14 protein-coding genes and 1 tRNA gene are annotated in these 14,831 nt (G+C 73.0%); 11 read left to right on the forward strand and 4 right to left on the reverse strand.

What is annotated here, in order from left to right:
* Window positions 1-274 precede the first annotated feature (274 nt).
* The 7 genes from SGLAU_RS16250 (at window position 275) to SGLAU_RS16280 (ending at window position 4,669) form a co-directional block, all read left to right on the forward strand.
* Window positions 275-811: a hypothetical protein gene (locus SGLAU_RS16250; RefSeq protein ID WP_043502216.1), complete on the forward strand. Its 537-nt coding sequence runs from the start codon at window positions 275-277 to the stop codon at window positions 809-811.
* A 68-nt stretch (window positions 812-879) separates the two neighbouring features.
* On the forward strand, window positions 880-1,311 hold the full coding sequence (tadA, locus tag SGLAU_RS16255; RefSeq protein ID WP_043502218.1) for a tRNA adenosine(34) deaminase TadA: 432 nt from the start codon (window positions 880-882) through the stop codon (window positions 1,309-1,311).
* Between the two features lie 87 nt (window positions 1,312-1,398).
* A tRNA-Ser gene (locus SGLAU_RS16260) sits at window positions 1,399-1,483 on the forward strand.
* A 396-nt stretch (window positions 1,484-1,879) separates the two neighbouring features.
* Complete coding sequence (locus SGLAU_RS16265; protein WP_043502219.1) at window positions 1,880-2,059, forward strand: hypothetical protein; 180 nt, start codon at window positions 1,880-1,882, stop codon at window positions 2,057-2,059.
* On the forward strand, window positions 2,056-2,349 hold the full coding sequence (locus SGLAU_RS16270) for a Dabb family protein (RefSeq protein WP_043502220.1): 294 nt from the start codon (window positions 2,056-2,058) through the stop codon (window positions 2,347-2,349). Before SGLAU_RS16265 ends, SGLAU_RS16270 begins: the two co-directional genes overlap by 4 nt.
* Before the next feature lie 163 nt (window positions 2,350-2,512).
* Window positions 2,513-3,358, forward strand: coding sequence for an RNA polymerase sigma factor SigF (locus SGLAU_RS16275; protein ID WP_043502222.1), 846 nt, complete (start codon window positions 2,513-2,515; stop codon window positions 3,356-3,358).
* 369 nt (window positions 3,359-3,727) lie between these two features.
* Window positions 3,728-4,669 carry an RNA polymerase sigma factor SigF gene (locus SGLAU_RS16280; RefSeq protein ID WP_043502224.1) on the forward strand — a complete coding sequence of 314 codons (942 nt, stop codon included), beginning with the start codon at window positions 3,728-3,730 and terminating at the stop codon, window positions 4,667-4,669.
* A 599-nt stretch (window positions 4,670-5,268) separates the two neighbouring features.
* Here SGLAU_RS16280 and SGLAU_RS16285 read toward each other — a convergent pair.
* A complete protein-coding gene (locus SGLAU_RS16285) occupies window positions 5,269-5,463 on the reverse strand; it encodes a hypothetical protein (protein ID WP_043502226.1) in 195 nt (64 codons plus the stop codon).
* 234 nt (window positions 5,464-5,697) lie between these two features.
* On the opposite strand from SGLAU_RS16285, the gene SGLAU_RS16290 reads away from it, so the two are divergent.
* From SGLAU_RS16290 to SGLAU_RS16305, 4 genes are all read left to right on the forward strand, one after another.
* Entirely contained in the window at window positions 5,698-6,222 is a 525-nt protein-coding gene (locus SGLAU_RS16290; RefSeq protein WP_043502228.1) for a MarR family winged helix-turn-helix transcriptional regulator, read from the forward strand.
* A gap of 13 nt (window positions 6,223-6,235) precedes the next feature.
* On the forward strand, window positions 6,236-8,770 hold the full coding sequence (locus SGLAU_RS16295; protein ID WP_078957737.1) for an MFS transporter: 2,535 nt from the start codon (window positions 6,236-6,238) through the stop codon (window positions 8,768-8,770).
* Between the two features lie 98 nt (window positions 8,771-8,868).
* Window positions 8,869-9,693 (forward strand): YceI family protein, encoded by an 825-nt coding sequence (locus tag SGLAU_RS16300; RefSeq protein WP_043502233.1) that lies wholly within the window; start codon window positions 8,869-8,871, stop codon window positions 9,691-9,693.
* A gap of 128 nt (window positions 9,694-9,821) precedes the next feature.
* Entirely contained in the window at window positions 9,822-10,292 is a 471-nt protein-coding gene (locus tag SGLAU_RS16305; RefSeq protein ID WP_043502235.1) for a PPOX class F420-dependent oxidoreductase, read from the forward strand.
* An 8-nt stretch (window positions 10,293-10,300) separates the two neighbouring features.
* Here the strand turns inward: SGLAU_RS16305 and SGLAU_RS16310 are convergent, their stop codons facing one another.
* The 3 genes from SGLAU_RS16310 to SGLAU_RS16320 all read right to left on the reverse strand — a co-directional run bounded on the left by SGLAU_RS16310 (window position 10,301) and on the right by SGLAU_RS16320 (window position 14,830).
* Entirely contained in the window at window positions 10,301-11,059 is a 759-nt protein-coding gene (locus SGLAU_RS16310) for a TetR/AcrR family transcriptional regulator (RefSeq protein ID WP_052413775.1), read from the reverse strand.
* A gap of 118 nt (window positions 11,060-11,177) precedes the next feature.
* On the reverse strand, window positions 11,178-12,650 hold the full coding sequence (locus SGLAU_RS16315; RefSeq protein WP_043506668.1) for an MFS transporter: 1,473 nt from the start codon (window positions 12,648-12,650) through the stop codon (window positions 11,178-11,180).
* A 56-nt stretch (window positions 12,651-12,706) separates the two neighbouring features.
* The gene (locus SGLAU_RS16320) at window positions 12,707-14,830 is read right to left on the reverse strand and encodes an ArnT family glycosyltransferase (protein WP_043502236.1); all 2,124 of its coding nucleotides are present in this window, start codon (window positions 14,828-14,830) and stop codon (window positions 12,707-12,709) included.
* Window position 14,831 lies beyond the last annotated feature (1 nt).

Here is a 14,831-nt window from a genome sequence, read left to right on the forward strand (position 1 = left end):
GATCCGTACCGCGTACGGCCGTTGTCGGGGTGGGCGGGCGCCGACCGTCCCCGATGCCGCGTACGATCCGCAGGTGGCGGCAACGAGAGCGCTGGTGAGTCCTTCGCGGACACGCGACAAAACAGCCGGACACAGGGAGCCGAAGACGTCCCCTGAACGCTTTGTTTCTGCCACGATTCCGAGTGGGTGGGGCTCGGAGCCCTGAACTCCCCGCCCGTAACCTCCGCCGGGGGGACCCCCAACCGGCACGCCTATGACCAGTGGGAGAGTCACGGTGTACTTCGCCGCACTGCTCGCGCGCACCGAAGACGGGTGGGAAGCGAGCGACACAGAGCTCGACGATGTGGAAACCCTGTCGGATCTGGCCGACCTGGCCCGGGAGGCCGCCCCGGACGAGGACACGGTGCTCGTCCTGATCGAGCAGGAGGGCGCCTGGTTCGGCGTCGTCCGGGTCGACGGCGAGGACGACCCCAGGATCTATGTGTCGGACGCCTCGGCCGCTGCCCGCAGCAGCTACGGCGAGATCCTGCTCACCGACGAACTGCTCGGCCGGGAGCCCGGGGACGACGTCCCCGACCTGGACGCCCTCGACCTCGACGGCACCGAGGACGGCGAACCGGAGCCCGCGGACGACGAGGACGCCGCGGCCGGCGTCTCCGCCGAGACCGTGCCGCACGGCCCGGTCGGCGACCCCGGCCTCCTCGACGACCTGGGCATCGACGCCAAGGTACTGCGCGCCCTGGACGGTGACGCGGTCAACTCGATCGCCGACGCCCTCGGGGCCGCCGACGTCCTGGAGGCGGTCCGCTGACCAGTCCACCACCGACCGGCGGCGCACCGGGCTCCGCCGACCCGGTGCGCGACCGCTGGCGAACCGCCATGCGGCTCGCCCTGGACGAGGCACGGCTGGCCGCCCGGGGCGGGGACGTCCCGGTCGGCGCGGTCGTGCTCGCCCCGGACGGCACGACGGTCCTGGCGGCCGGCCACAACGAGCGGGAGGCGACCGGCGACCCCACCGCGCACGCGGAGGTCCTGGCGATCCGCCGGGCGGCCGCCGCACTGGGCGAGTGGCGGCTGTCCGACTGCACCCTGGTGGTCACGCTGGAGCCCTGCACGATGTGTGCGGGCGCCCTGGTGCAGTCCCGGGTGGACCGGGTGGTCTACGGCGCCCGGGACGACAAGGCGGGCGCCGCCGGCTCGCTGTGGGACGTCGTCCGCGACCGCCGGCTGAACCACCGCCCCGAGGTGATCGAGGGTGTCCTCGCCGAGGACTGCGCGCGGCTGCTCACGGACTTCTTCCGCGCGCGCTGAGCCCCCCGGGCGCCGCCGCCCCGGCTGCCCCCGACCGCCGGGAATCGGATTTCGGACCAGGGGCCGGTGTGCTGTAAGGTCTCCCTCGGTAGCGTGTCCGAGCGGCCGAAGGAGCTCGCCTCGAAAGCGAGTGTGGCGCAAGTCACCGAGGGTTCAAATCCCTCCGCTACCGCTGAAGAAGGGCCCCACCGCCAGGTGGGGCCCTTCGTGCGTGCGCCCTGCGCCGTGCTCCGTGCTCCGTCCTCCGGGTCCGAGTCCGGGTCCGGGGGAGGCGGCGCGGGGGATGAGCCGCCTCCCCCGGTGGGGACGGCCCGCTGTGCGCGCCGTCCGCGGGGAGGCGGTGCGCGCACCCGCAGTGGGGCCTGTCCCGGGACCCCGGGGAGTCCTGCCGGTTCCGCCGGGGCCGCCCGTCCATCCTGCGCCCCCGGCCCGGCCGGCGGAGGCGGCGAAGGGCCCCGTCACCCGGGCCATAAGTCCTTCCGTACGACGGGGTGATCGCCGTGGCGGATACACTCACCGCCGACAACAGGGGCCCAAAGGGGGCACGGCAGTCACAGGGGAGGCCGCGGTGGCGGTGAACGCCAAGAAGATCGCCGTCTATCTGGTCGTGGTCTTCGTGCTGTACGTGATCATCACGGACCCGGCCAAGGCCGCCGACTACGTCCAGATAGGCTTCGAGGGCATATCGGACGCCGCGGGGGCACTGGGCGACTTCGCGACGTGGGTCGCCAACGGAGGAAAGTCATGATCCGCCACCTGGTCCTGTTCAAGCTCGACGAGGGCGTCGACCGCGACGACCCGCGCGTGGTGAAGGGTGTCGAGGCGTTCCGCGCGCTCGACGGCAAGATCCCCGAGATCCGCTTCTGGGAGCTGGGCTGGAACCTCAGCGACCGGCCCATCGCCTACGACTTCGCCATCAACTCGGGCTTCGAGGACGCCGACGCGCTGCGCCGGTACGTGGAGCACCCGGAGCACCAGGCGGGGGTGGCGCTCTGGAAGGAGTTCGCCACCTGGGTGATCGCGGACTACGAGTACTGAGCCGCGGGGCACCGCGCGGCCGCTGCCACGTCCGAGCCCTCCGCCGTTCCGGCGGGGGGCTCTTGCCTGTCTCCACCGGCCACTTTCATCCCAACTCATCCCTCAACACGGCTTTATGTGGTGCTTGCCACATTGCGCATGTCTTGTGATGCTATGACCGCTTTTGACGGACGGGTTGATCGATGAAGAGGTGGCGTTGACCGTGTCGGCCAGTACTGCGCCGCCCCAGGAGACCGCACCGCGCAGCCGCGGTGCCGACACCCGGGCCCTCACCCAGGTCCTCTTCGCCCAGCTCAAGGAGCTCCAGCCGGGCACACCGGAGCACGACCGGGTGCGCGGGGCGCTGATCGAGGCCAACCTGCCGCTGGTGCGGTACGCCGCGGCCCGCTTCCGTTCCCGCAACGAGCCGATGGAGGACGTCGTCCAGGTCGGCACCATCGGGCTGATCAACGCCATCGACCGCTTCGACCCGGACCGGGGCGTGCAGTTCCCCACCTTCGCGATGCCCACGGTGGTCGGCGAGATCAAGCGCTACTTCCGCGACAACGTGCGCACCGTCCACGTACCGCGCCGGCTGCACGAGCTGTGGGTGCAGGTCAACAGCGCGACGGAGGACCTGACCACCGCCTTCGGGCGCTCCCCGACGACCGCGGAGATCGCCGAGCGGCTGCGGATCACCGAGGACGAGGTGCTGTCCTGCATCGAGGCCGGGCGGTCGTACCACGCCACCTCGCTGGAGGCCGCCCAGGAGGGCGACGGGCTGCCCGGACTGCTCGACCGGCTGGGCTACGAGGATCCCGCCCTGGACGGCGTGGAGCACCGTGACCTCGTCCGGCACTTGCTGGTGCAACTGCCGGAACGCGAGCAGCGGATCCTGCTGCTGCGCTACTACAGCAACCTGACCCAGTCCCAGATCAGCGCGGAACTGGGCGTCTCCCAGATGCACGTCTCCCGGCTGCTCGCCCGCAGCTTCCAGCGGCTGCGCTCGGCCAACCGCATCGAGGCGTGACGCCGGAGGGCGTGACACCCGAGGGGGCGGGTCCCCCTGCCGGACGGTACGGGACGCCCGTATGGAGCCGTTTGCGCACCGGGTGAATCAAACCGGCGCACAACCGAAAGCCTGATCCATCGACCACCTTCACGGGCGAATCGCTCACCTGGGCGATCAGCGCGCTTCTGCTGCCGAAACACCGTCAGACCCCTTGTTTCCAGGGCGGATTCGCATCGTGCATGTCGACATGTCACTACAGCGTGTTGCCGACATGTGACATTCTGCGGGAAGCGCGTTTGCCGGTGCCCCGGCGCCGGTATTCAGGTGAAGGCTGCGTTCCTCGACGGGAGCGTCCGCCAGACCGTCCCGCGACCCAAAGGGGGTGGCATGTCCGCAGAACAGGGCAGCTCGAAGGTGCTCACGCTCACGAAGAGCGAGGCAGCGACCGCCGAGCCCGACGTGCTCGACGACGTTACGGCCCTCGGGGCCGTGCCGGCCCCGGCCCTCCCGACGGCAGACGCCCCGGCGGAGGTCCCGGCCGACGTCCCGGTGCTGCCGGACTCGGGAGACATCGACACCCGCACCCTGTCCCGCTCCCTGTTCCTGCGGCTCGCCGCACTCGACGAGAACAGCCCCGAGCGTGCCTACGTCCGGGACACCCTGATCGAGCTGAACCTCCCCCTCGTGCGGTACGCGGCGGCCCGCTTCCGCTCCCGCAACGAGCCGATGGAGGACATCGTCCAGGTCGGCACCATCGGCCTGATCAAGGCGATCGACCGGTTCGACTGCGAACGCGGCGTGGAGTTCCCGACCTTCGCGATGCCGACGGTGGTCGGGGAGATCAAGCGGTTCTTCCGGGACACCTCCTGGTCGGTGCGGGTGCCCAGGCGGCTGCAGGAGCTGCGCCTGGCCCTGACCAAGGCCGGCGACGAGCTCTCCCAGAAGCTGGACCGCTCCCCCACGGTCGGCGAACTCGCCGCCGTGCTGGGCGTGTCCGAGGAAGACGTGGTCGACGGACTGGCCGTCGGCAACGCGTACACGGCGTCCTCGCTGGACTCGCCGGCCCCGGAGGACGACGGCGGCGAGGGGTCCCTGGCCGACCGGCTGGGCTACGAGGACAGCGCCCTGGAGGGCGTCGAGTACCGCGAGTCCCTGAAGCCGCTGCTCGCCAAGCTGCCCCCGCGCGAACGCCGGATCATCATGCTCCGCTTCTTCGCCAACATGACCCAGTCGCAGATCGGCGAGGAGGTCGGCATCTCCCAGATGCACGTCTCCCGGCTGCTCACCCGGACGCTGGCGCAGCTGCGCGAGGGACTCATCTCCGACTGACCCCCGCCCGTGGCACCACGTGCGGGGAGCAGTGACGCGTGGCCGTCGAGGCGCCGTGACCGGCGCGTCGGCGGCCGTCCCGCGTCCGGGCCGCGGCTCCCCAGCGGGTGGCCGGACCGGCCGCGGGGGCGCCTGAGGACCGGGGCGACGCCGGGCCCTGCCGCGTGACGGGTGGCCGGCGGGAGGCGCGGCCCGGCGGGGCCCCTCCGCGCCCGGCCCGGCGGGGCCCCTCCGCGCCCGGCCCGGCGGGGCGCCTCCGCGCGGCGGAGCCGGTGCCGGCCAGGACGACCTCATCGGCAGGCCGGGGACCGGCCGGGCGACAGCCGGGTCCGCGGTGGACCTCCCGGCGCCGATCACGGGCGGCACGCGGAAGGAACGGCCCCGGACGGCGCGCGCCGGGCGCCGAGCATCGAGCGCGGAGGTGCGGGCCGGGGGCGCAGGGCGCTCCGGAACCGTACGTTCCGGCGGAACCGCACGCGACGGCGAAAGACGCCCGTCCCGGGCCTGTCGCCCCAGCCGGAGCCGGCGCACCGGCCGACCCCGGCACACCTCCCGCCCCCGGAGCCCTTGCCGGACCGGGTGGCGCCCGGGAGCGGGCGCTACTTCAGCGCGAGCCAGGCGACCGCGGCGACGATCGCCACCGCGACGACGACACCGACGATCAGGCCGACGCGGGGGCCCGCCGGAGCGGCCGCCTGACGCTGCGCCTGGGGCGCCTCGTCGACGAACGCGCGGAACATCTGAGTGCTGCCTGCGGGGTCGTGGTTGCCCTGCGGATTCTGGGTGTTGGCCATGCCCCGAGACCCTAGCGAAGAGACGGGTCCGGCCCAAGGCCGGGGTTGCGAAGACCGGGGTGTGCGCCGTCCGGCCGCCTGGATCATGGTGCGCACCGCGCCGACCTGCGCCTTTACACCCGCCAATACTTGCCTTTGCCAACTTTTTTGCCTCGCATGCCCGTTTTCGTTTGCCTGCGGCAACCATCGATTCCTATGGTTGCCCTAAGCAACAAACAATCCGGGAGATGCCTCATGGCCGAGCAGGCGCAGTACGAGGAGCTGGTGCGTCAGTTCAGTGCCTTCGGTGCCGTGAAGCGGGAGATGGGACGGATCCTGCCGTCCGACTGCCCCGCCGGCTCCGCCGCCGTGCTGACGCTGCTCGGCCGGCACGGCGACATGCGGATGAGCCGGCTCGCCGAGCTGCTGAGCGTGGACATGTCGGTGACCAGCCGCCATGTCACCCACCTCGCCGAGCGCGGGTGGATCCAGCGCTCCCCGGACCCGGCGGACAAGCGCTCCCGCATCCTGCACCTCACCCCCGCCGGGGAGGCACGCCTGGACGAGCTGTCCGAGCGGACCACCCGGCTGCTCGCCGAGCGGCTGAGCGACTGGACCGACGACGAGGTCGGCCAGCTCACCCGGCTCATGGCCCGGCTGCGCGCGAGCTTCGACGACTGCCGTGCCGCACCGCAGCGCCCGCCCCGGCCCCCCGCACCGCCGGAGGCCGCGGCCGGGAGCACGGCTCCCACCACCCGTACACCCGCAGCAACGACGTAAGAGAAGGAAGTCCATGGCAACGACCACACCAGCCGGTGTGCGGGCTCACGCCAAGCACGGGGGAGGCTCCCACTCCACCGGCGGCGCATCCATGTCCCACCGGCAGATCATGGAGGCGCTCTCCGGGCTGCTGCTCGGCATGTTCGCCGCCATCCTCTCCTCCACGATCGTCTCCAACGCCCTGCCCGAGATCATCCAGGACCTCGGCGGCGGCCAGAGCGCGTACACCTGGGTGGTCACCGCCGCCCTGCTGTCGATGACCGCGTCCACCCCCCTGTGGGGCAAGCTGGCCGACCTGGTCAGCAAGAAGGCGCTGGTGCAGATAGCCCTGCTGATCTACATCGCCGGCTCGGTCGTCGCCGGTCTGTCGCAGAACAGCGGGATGCTGATCGGCGCCCGCGTCATCCAGGGCCTCGGCGCCGGCGGTCTGACCGCGCTCGCGCAGATCATCATGGCCGCGATGATCTCCCCCCGGGAGCGCGGCCGCTACTCCGGCTACCTGGGCGCGACGTTCGCGGTCGCGACGGTCGGCGGTCCGCTGGTCGGCGGTGTCATCACCGACACCGACTGGCTCGGCTGGCGCTGGTGCCTCTACGTCGGTGTGCCGTTCGCGCTGATCGCGCTGGTGGTGCTGCAGAAGACGCTGCACCTGCCGGAGAGCAGGCGCCGGGTGAAGGTCGACTGGGCCGGTGCCTTCTTCATCACCGCCGCCGTGTCGCTGCTGCTCATCTGGGTGACGTTCGCCGACGACAAGTACGACTGGCTGTCCTGGCAGACGTACACCATGGTCGGCGGTGCGCTGCTGCTCGCCCTCGTGTTCGTGTTCATCGAGACGAAGGCCGCCGAGCCGATCATCCCGCTGCACCTGTTCCGCAACCGCACCATCACGCTGGCCTCGGTGGCCTCGCTCTTCGTCGGCATCGCGATGTTCGCGGGCACCGTGTTCTTCAGCCAGTACTTCCAGCTGGCCCGGGACAAGTCGCCGACGATGTCCGGCATCATGACGATCCCCATGATCGCCGGCCTGTTCGTCTCCTCCACGGTCTCCGGCCTGATCATCACCAAGACCGGCAAGTGGAAGGCGTGGCTGGTCACCGGCGGCCTGCTGCTGACCGCGGGTCTCGGCCTGCTCGGCTCCATGCGCTACGACACCGACTACTGGAAGATCGGCCTCTACATGGCGGTCATGGGTCTCGGCGTCGGCATGATGATGCAGAACCTCGTGCTGTCCACGCAGAACCAGGTGGCCCCGCACGAGCTGGGCGCCGCCAGCTCCGTCGTCACCTTCTTCCGCTCCCTCGGCGGCGCGGTGGGCGTCTCCGCGCTGGGCTCGGTGATGTCGACCCGCATCACCCACTACGCCGAGGACAGCATCGGCTCGCTCACCCCCGGGCAGCAGGCCGGTGCCGCCAGGGCCATGGGCTCCGGGCAGCTGCCCGACATGGACGTGCTGCCCGCCCCCGTCCGCACCTGGCTGGAGAGCGCCTACGGCCACGGCATCGCCGACGTCTTCCTCTACGTCACGCCGATCGCCTTCATCGCCTTCCTGGTGACCCTGTTCATCAAGGAGGTCCCGCTGCGGACCGCCGGCGCGCTGGCACAGGCCGCGGAGGCGCCCTCCGCCCCCGCCGGAACCCCGGCGGCCCCGGCGGCCCCGGCGGCCGAGGCCCGCGAGGAGAAGACCTCCGGCCCGGCCACGGCCACCACCGCCACGGAGGCCGGCCCGGAGGGGTCCCGGCACCTCGCCGCGGTCGCCACGGCGGCCGCGCCCGCCGCGCCCGCCGACGGCGGCATCCCGGTCCGCGGCCACGTCCGGGGCGCCGAGAACGCGCCCGTCGCGCAGGCGGCGGTCACGCTGATCTCGCTGTCCGGGCGGCAGCTGGGCCGGTCGGTCGCCCAGGCCGACGGCTCCTACACGCTGGACGCGCCCGGCGCGGGCTCGTACGTGCTGATCGCCTCCGCCGACGGGTTCCAGCCGCAGGCGTCCACGATCGTGGTGAACGACGAGCCGGTGTCGTACGACGTCCTGCTCAGCGGCACCAGCGGACTGAGCGGTGTCGTGCGGACCGCGCAGGACGCGCTGCCGGTGCGGGACGCGATGGTGGTCGTCACCGATGTGCGCGGTGACCTGCTGGCCGGCACGGCCACCGGGGAGCAGGGCGAGTTCGGCTTCACCGAGCTGGTGCCCGGACCGGTGACGATCGCGGTCAACGCCGCCGGGTTCCGGCCGCGCGCCCTGCCCGTCGAGGTGGGCGGCACCGGAGTCACCCGGGTCGAGATCGACCTCGACCCCGGCGCCCGGGTGCGGGGCGTGGTGCGCGCCCCGCACGGTCCCCTCGCGGACGCCCGCGTGACCCTGGTGGACGCGGCGGGCAACGTGCTCGGCACGGCCACCACCGGGGCGGACGGCGCCTACGCCTTCACCGACCTGGACGCCGGCGAGTACACGGTCATCGCGACCGGCTACCCGCCGGTGGCGACCGCCCTGACGGTCGGCGGCGCGGGCGTCGACGACCACGACATCGCACTCGCCCACCCCGGCGAGTAGCCCCGGCCCCGGCCCGTGGCGCGCGCTCCGAGCGGAGGCGCGCGCCCCGGGCCGGTCTCACGCACGGCACGAGCTTCGAAGGACTGAGGACACAGGACATGGGACTGACCGCGAGGATCCGTACCCGGGACGGATGGGCCGTGTCGCACGCGGTCGTCACGCTGGCGGACACGAGCGGCACGCAGGTGCTGCGCGCCGAGGCGGACGCGGAAGGCGCCGTGCGCAGCGGGACGGAGCTGGCGCCGGGCGCGTACACGGTGATCGTCACCGCGGTGGGCTACGCGCCGCACGCCGCCGGCGCGATCGTCACGGCGAGCGGCCGGCTGGACGCCGGCACGGTCACGCTGGCCCGGCAGGGCGGCGGCTCCGAGCTGCCGCCGCCCGGGACCTGGACGATCGACCCGGCCCACTCCAGCGTGGCCGCCGTCGCCCGGCACCTGGGGATCTCCAGTGTGCACGGGCGGTTCACCGAGTTCACCGGCTCGCTCGAGATCGCACCCGACGACGTCATGAAGTCCCGGGTGGAGGCGGTCATCCGGGCCGCGTCGATCGACACCGGCAACGGCATGCGCGACACCCACCTGAAGTCGGCGGACTTCCTGGACGTCGGGCGGTTCCCGGAGATCACCTACCGGTCGGCCGGCCTCACCGCGGCCGGACCCGACCGCTGGACCGTCCACGGCGAGCTGGGCCTGCACGGTGTCGTGCGCCCCGTCGACCTGGACCTCTCCTACCTCGGCACCGGCGCCGACCCGTGGGGCGGCACCCGGGCCGCGTTCCGCGCGACGACCGAGCTGCGCCGCGACGACTTCGCCATGCACTACAACCAGGTCGTGCAGGCGGGCATCGCCGCCATCGGCACGACCCTGCGGGTGGAACTGGACATCCAGGCGGTGCAGGGGGAGGGCCTCCCCCAGCCGTAGGGCGCTCCGAGCCGCAGGGGCCCCCAGCCGCGGGGCCGGCCCGGCTGCGGGGGGCCCTTCCAGCCGCGGGGCCCCCGCCGCGGGTCCTTCCCGGCCGTGGCCGGGTGAGCGCGCCGTAGGGTGGCGGTATGGCACCGAACATCGCGACCAGCACCCGCGTCTCGCTGGACGGGCTGCTGGACTTCGTACGGCCCCGGCACCGGGCCCTGCTGCTCACCCGCCGCGCCGACGGCAGCCCCCAGGCCTCCCCGCTGACCTGCGGCGTCGACGACTCGGGCCGGATCGTGATCTCCACCTACCCGGAGCGCGCCAAGACCCGGAACGCCAAGCGGGACGCGCGGGTGAGCGTCGTCGTGCTGAGCGACGACTGGAACGGGCCCTGGGTGCAGATCGACGGGACGGCCGAGGTGATCGACGCGCCGGAGTCCGTCGAGCCGCTGGTCGAGTACTACCGGAACATCGCCGGGGAGCACCCGGACTGGGACGAGTACCGGGCGGCGATGGTCAGGCAGGGCAAGTCGATCATCCGCATCACGCCCGAGCGGTGGGGGCCGGTCGCGACGGGCGGCTTCCCGGCGCGGCTGGTCGGCGACCGGTAGCCGCGCGCTCAGCCCCGCTCGACCATCGCCTCGATGCCCGCGACCAGCAGATCGAGGGCGTAGCTGAAGTCGCGGTCCAGCATCTCCGCGACGGTCTCGCCACCCCGTGCCTCCATGATGTCCTTCGACTCCGCGAGGAACTCGCTGGTCCGGGGCGCCTCGCTCACCGCGCGCCAGGCCTGCTCGTAGAACCCGTCCGGGGTCTGGCCGGTGTCGGCGGCCCGGGTGTAGAAGTGGCCCTCGATGGTGCCGTAGCCGTAGACGAACTGGAAGACGGCGACGATCGCGCTGGTGATGCGATGGGCGGGCATCCCGCTGCGGCGGATGATCCGCTGCACCACCCGCGCGAACGCCAGGTTGTTCGGCCCGATGTTGAGGAACCGGCCCACCAGCGGGGAGGCCCAGGGGTGGCGCAGCAGCAGCGCCCGGTACTCGGCCGCCAGGGCCCGCAGCTGCTCCCGCCAGTCCGCGCCGCCCTCCGGGTCGGGCAGCCGCAGCTCGCCGAAGGCGGCGTCCAGGGCGAGTTCGAGCAGGTCGTCCTTGGTGTCGACGTACCAGTAGACGGACATCGCCGTCACGTTCAGCTCGGCGGCCAGCCGCCGCATGGAGAACTTGTCCAGCCCCTCGGCGTCCAGCAGCCGCACGGTCACCTCGGTGATCCGCTCCCGGTCCAGCCCGGACGGCTGACCCCCGCCCCGCCGGCGCCGTTCCTTGCCCTCCAGCCAGACGCTGGCCCGTGCCGCCCGTTCACCAGCGTCCTTGGCCATAGCTCTCCTCACATGTCGACGCAGGTCACGCCGCCACCCTAGGGGGCGTCCCGCGCGATCGACGAGACGCACCCCCAGGGTGGTGTCCGGGGCGGGCCGGCAGTGCCCGGCCGGACGCTCAGGCGTCCTTCCGCTCGGCCCGGCGCAACAGCGCCGCGGCCACGATCCCGCCCAGCAGCACGGCCCCGGCCCCGACGAGCTGACTGACCGACAGTCCGTCGGCGTACGCGTCGATCACGCGCTCGCGCTCCGCCGCGGACGCCGCGGCGGCCAGGGCCACCGGCAGGGACACCGCCGCGAACCGCGCGTTGAGCACCGCGCCCAGCACGGCCACGCCGAGCCCGTTGCCGAACTCCGCCAGCGTGCCGTTGACACCCGCGCCGACGCCCGCCTTCGCCGGGGGGATGCTGCTCATGATCGCGTGCGCCATCGCGGGGTTGGCGACCGCGCACCCCACGCCGATCAGCACCAGCCCGAGCAGCATCCCGGCGTACCCGCCCGAGCCGAGCGTCGCGATCGAGACGAGGCCGCCGGACATCAGCACCATGCCCAGCAGCACGGACACCGGCGTACCGAGCCTCGTGGTCCACTTCGCCGACAGTCCGGAGAAGTTCAGCACCACCACCGCCAGGGCCAGCGGCGCCGTGCGCAGGCCCGCCTCCAGGGGGCCGTACCCGAGGACGAACTGGAGGTGCTGGGTGAGCAGGAACAGCGCCCCGCCCATCCCGAAGGTGATCAGCACGGCGCCGCCGACCGCGCCGGTGAACCGGCGGTTGCGGAAGAAGTGCATGTCGAGCATCGGGTGGGGGATCCGGCTCTCCCACCAGCCGAACACCGCGAGGACGACGACCGCGACCGTGCCGCCGGCCAGCACCCGCCCGGACGACCAGCCGTGCTCCGGCCCGGAGATGATGGCGAAGACCAGCGACGACATGCCGATGGTGGAGAGCACGGCGCCGAGCAGGTCGGGCCGGTCCCCCTGCGGGTTCTTGGACTCGGGGACCAGGGCCACCACGGCGGCCAGGCCCAGCGCGGCGACCGGCAGGTTGACCAGGAAGATGGCGCCCCACCAGAAGTGGTCCAGCATGAACCCGCCGATGAGCGGGCCGGTCGCGAAGCCGAGGGCGTTGACCGCGCTCCAGATGCCGATGGCCTTCGGGTGCTCCTCGGGCGCGAAGATCTGCATGGCGACCGCGAGGGTGGTGGTCAGCAGCAGCGCCCCGCCGACGCCCATGCCGGCCCGCGCGGCGATCAGCTGGGCCGTGGAGTCGGCGAGTCCGGCGACCAGGGAGCCGGCGCCGAACAGGGCCAGGCCGGTGATGAGCATCCTCTTGCGGCCGTAGCGGTCGGCCGCGCTGCCCGCGCTGAGCAGCAGGCCGGACTGGACCAGGGAGTACGCGTTGATCATCCACTGGATGTCGGAGGTGCCGGCCCCCAGTTCCTCGGTGAGGGAGGGGATCGCGACGTTCAGGACGGTGTTGTCGAGCAGGACCGTCAGCTGGGCGAGACAGATGACAGCGAGGATCAGCCAGCGCTGCGGGTGGCCGCCTCGTGTGTCTGCGGGTGACTGCGCCTGGGAGGTCGAGGACATGCTGTACACCGTATAGCGGTCCTTATACGGTGTACAGCGGTTTGCGGGCGGCGCGGTCAGCCCTTCGGCCGCGTCAGGTCGTAGAAGGTGGCCGAGCCGGCCGTCACCTCGGTGAAGTTCTCCTCCACCCATGCGCTGATCCGGGCGGACGTGCCGTCGGCGGCGCCCGCACCGCCGCCCCTGCCCGCACCGCCGCCCCCGCCGGCGATGAACCAGTGGACGCGGCCTTCGGCCACGTACTGCCGGAACCGGGCCAGGGTCGGTGACGGGTCGGTGCCGTTGAAGCCCCCGATCGCCATCACCGGCTCGCCGGTGGCCAGCTGGTAGCTCGCGGCGTTCTGCGAGCCGACGGCCGCCGCCGCCCAGGTGTAGTCGCCGGCGTCCGCCTCCAGGAGTTCCCTCGCCTCGTCGGAGACGGCCGCGCCGGCGAGGAGGCCGCCCATGCCCCCGCCCATGCCCCCGCCCTCGCCGGGGGGCTGGTTCTGCCGGCTCGGCCTGCCGTTCTGGCCGTTCTGGCCGTTCGGGCTGGGGAAACCGCCTGCCGGACGCCGGACCGTGCCGCCGCCCTGTCCGGCGGGCGGCTGCCCCTGCTGCCCCTGGCCGTCCGGCGCACCGTCCGGTGCGCCGCCCGGGCCGCCACCCGCGCCGGGACGGCCGCCGCCCATACCGCCGCCCGCGACCGCCGGACCGGCCGTGACGATCGAGCCGGTGTGCCCCTCGCCGAGGGTGGTGAGCGAGTACGCCGCCGGACCGGCCAGCCCGGTCGCACAGCTCAGCGCGACGGCACCGAGCGCCAGCCGGCGGCCCAGCCGGTTCACGAAGAGCAGCCCCAGCGCGGCGGTGAGCCCGCCGACGAGAACCGCCCACCTGAGCCACGGGTGGTAACCGGACGCGCGGTCGAGCAGGACGTACCCCCAGGCCGCGGTCACCGTCATCGCCGCCGCCAGCGCCGGCGGCGCCCAGGCCCGGCCCCGCTCCCGCCACAGCAGGGCGGCGCCCATGCCGACCAGCGGCGCGACGTAGGGGGCGAGGGCGACGGTGTAGTACTCGTGGAAGATGCCCTGCATGAAGCTGAAGATCACCACGGTGATCAGCAGGGAGCCGCCCCAGAGCAGGAACGCGGCGCGGGTGCCGTCCGTGCGCGGCGCCCTGCGGGTGGCGAGGAGCGCCGCGGCCAGCAGGATCAGCGCCGCCGGGATCAGCCAGGAGATCTGGCCGCCGATGTTCGAGCCGAACATCCGGTCCCAGCCGGTCTCGCCCCAGCCGCCGCCCTGCCCGCCGCCGACGCTGCCGGTCTCCTCGCCGTTGATCCGGCCGAGCCCGTTGTAGCCGAAGGTCAGCTCCAGGAAGGAGTTGTTCTGCGAGCCGCCGATGTACGGCCGCGCGGACGCCGGCCACAGCTCGACGACCGCCACCCACCAGCCGCCCGCCACGACCGTCACGAGCCCGGCGAGCAGCACCTGCCCGACCCGCTTCCGCAGCGGGGCCGGCGCCAGGGCGACGTGGACGAGCGCGAGCACCGGCAGGATCAGGAAGGCCTGGAGCGTCTTGACGAGGAAGGCGAGGCCCACCGCCGCGCCGGCCAGGAGCAGCCACTTCGTCCCCGCCTTCTCCAGGGCCCGCTGGGCGCAGTACACGGCGGTGGCCATCAGCAGCGCGAGGGCCGCGTCCGGGTTGTTGAAGCGGAACATCAGCGCCGCGACCGGCGTCAGCGCGAAGACCGCCACGGTGAGCAGCCCGGCCGGGGCGGGGAAGCGGCGGCGGACCGACGCGTACAGCACGCCCGCCGTCGCCACCGCCATCAGCACCTGCGGGAACAGGACGGCGAAGGAGTTCAGGCCGAGGAGCCGCACCGACAGGGCCATCGGCCACAGGGCGCCCGGGGGCTTGTCGACGGTGATCGCGTTGCCCGCGTCGAGGGAGCCGAAGAAGAACGCCTTCCACGACCGGCTGCCCGCCTGGACGGCCGCGGAGTAGAAGGAGTTGGCGTAGCCGGAGGCCGTCAGGTTCCAGGTGTAGAGCGCCCCGAGGACGAGCAGCGCGCCGAGGAAGGCGGGGCGGGCCCAGCGGGGGTCCTCGGGGCGGCCGCGCCACAGGCGCCGTACGAGGGACCGTTCCGGGGCGCGGTGGGCCGGCGCGGGGGTGCCGGCGAGCGGGCCGGCGAGGGTGGGCGTGGTCATC

It is taken from the genome of Streptomyces glaucescens (assembly GCF_000761215.1).
GTDB lineage: Bacteria > Actinomycetota > Actinomycetes > Streptomycetales > Streptomycetaceae > Streptomyces > Streptomyces glaucescens_B.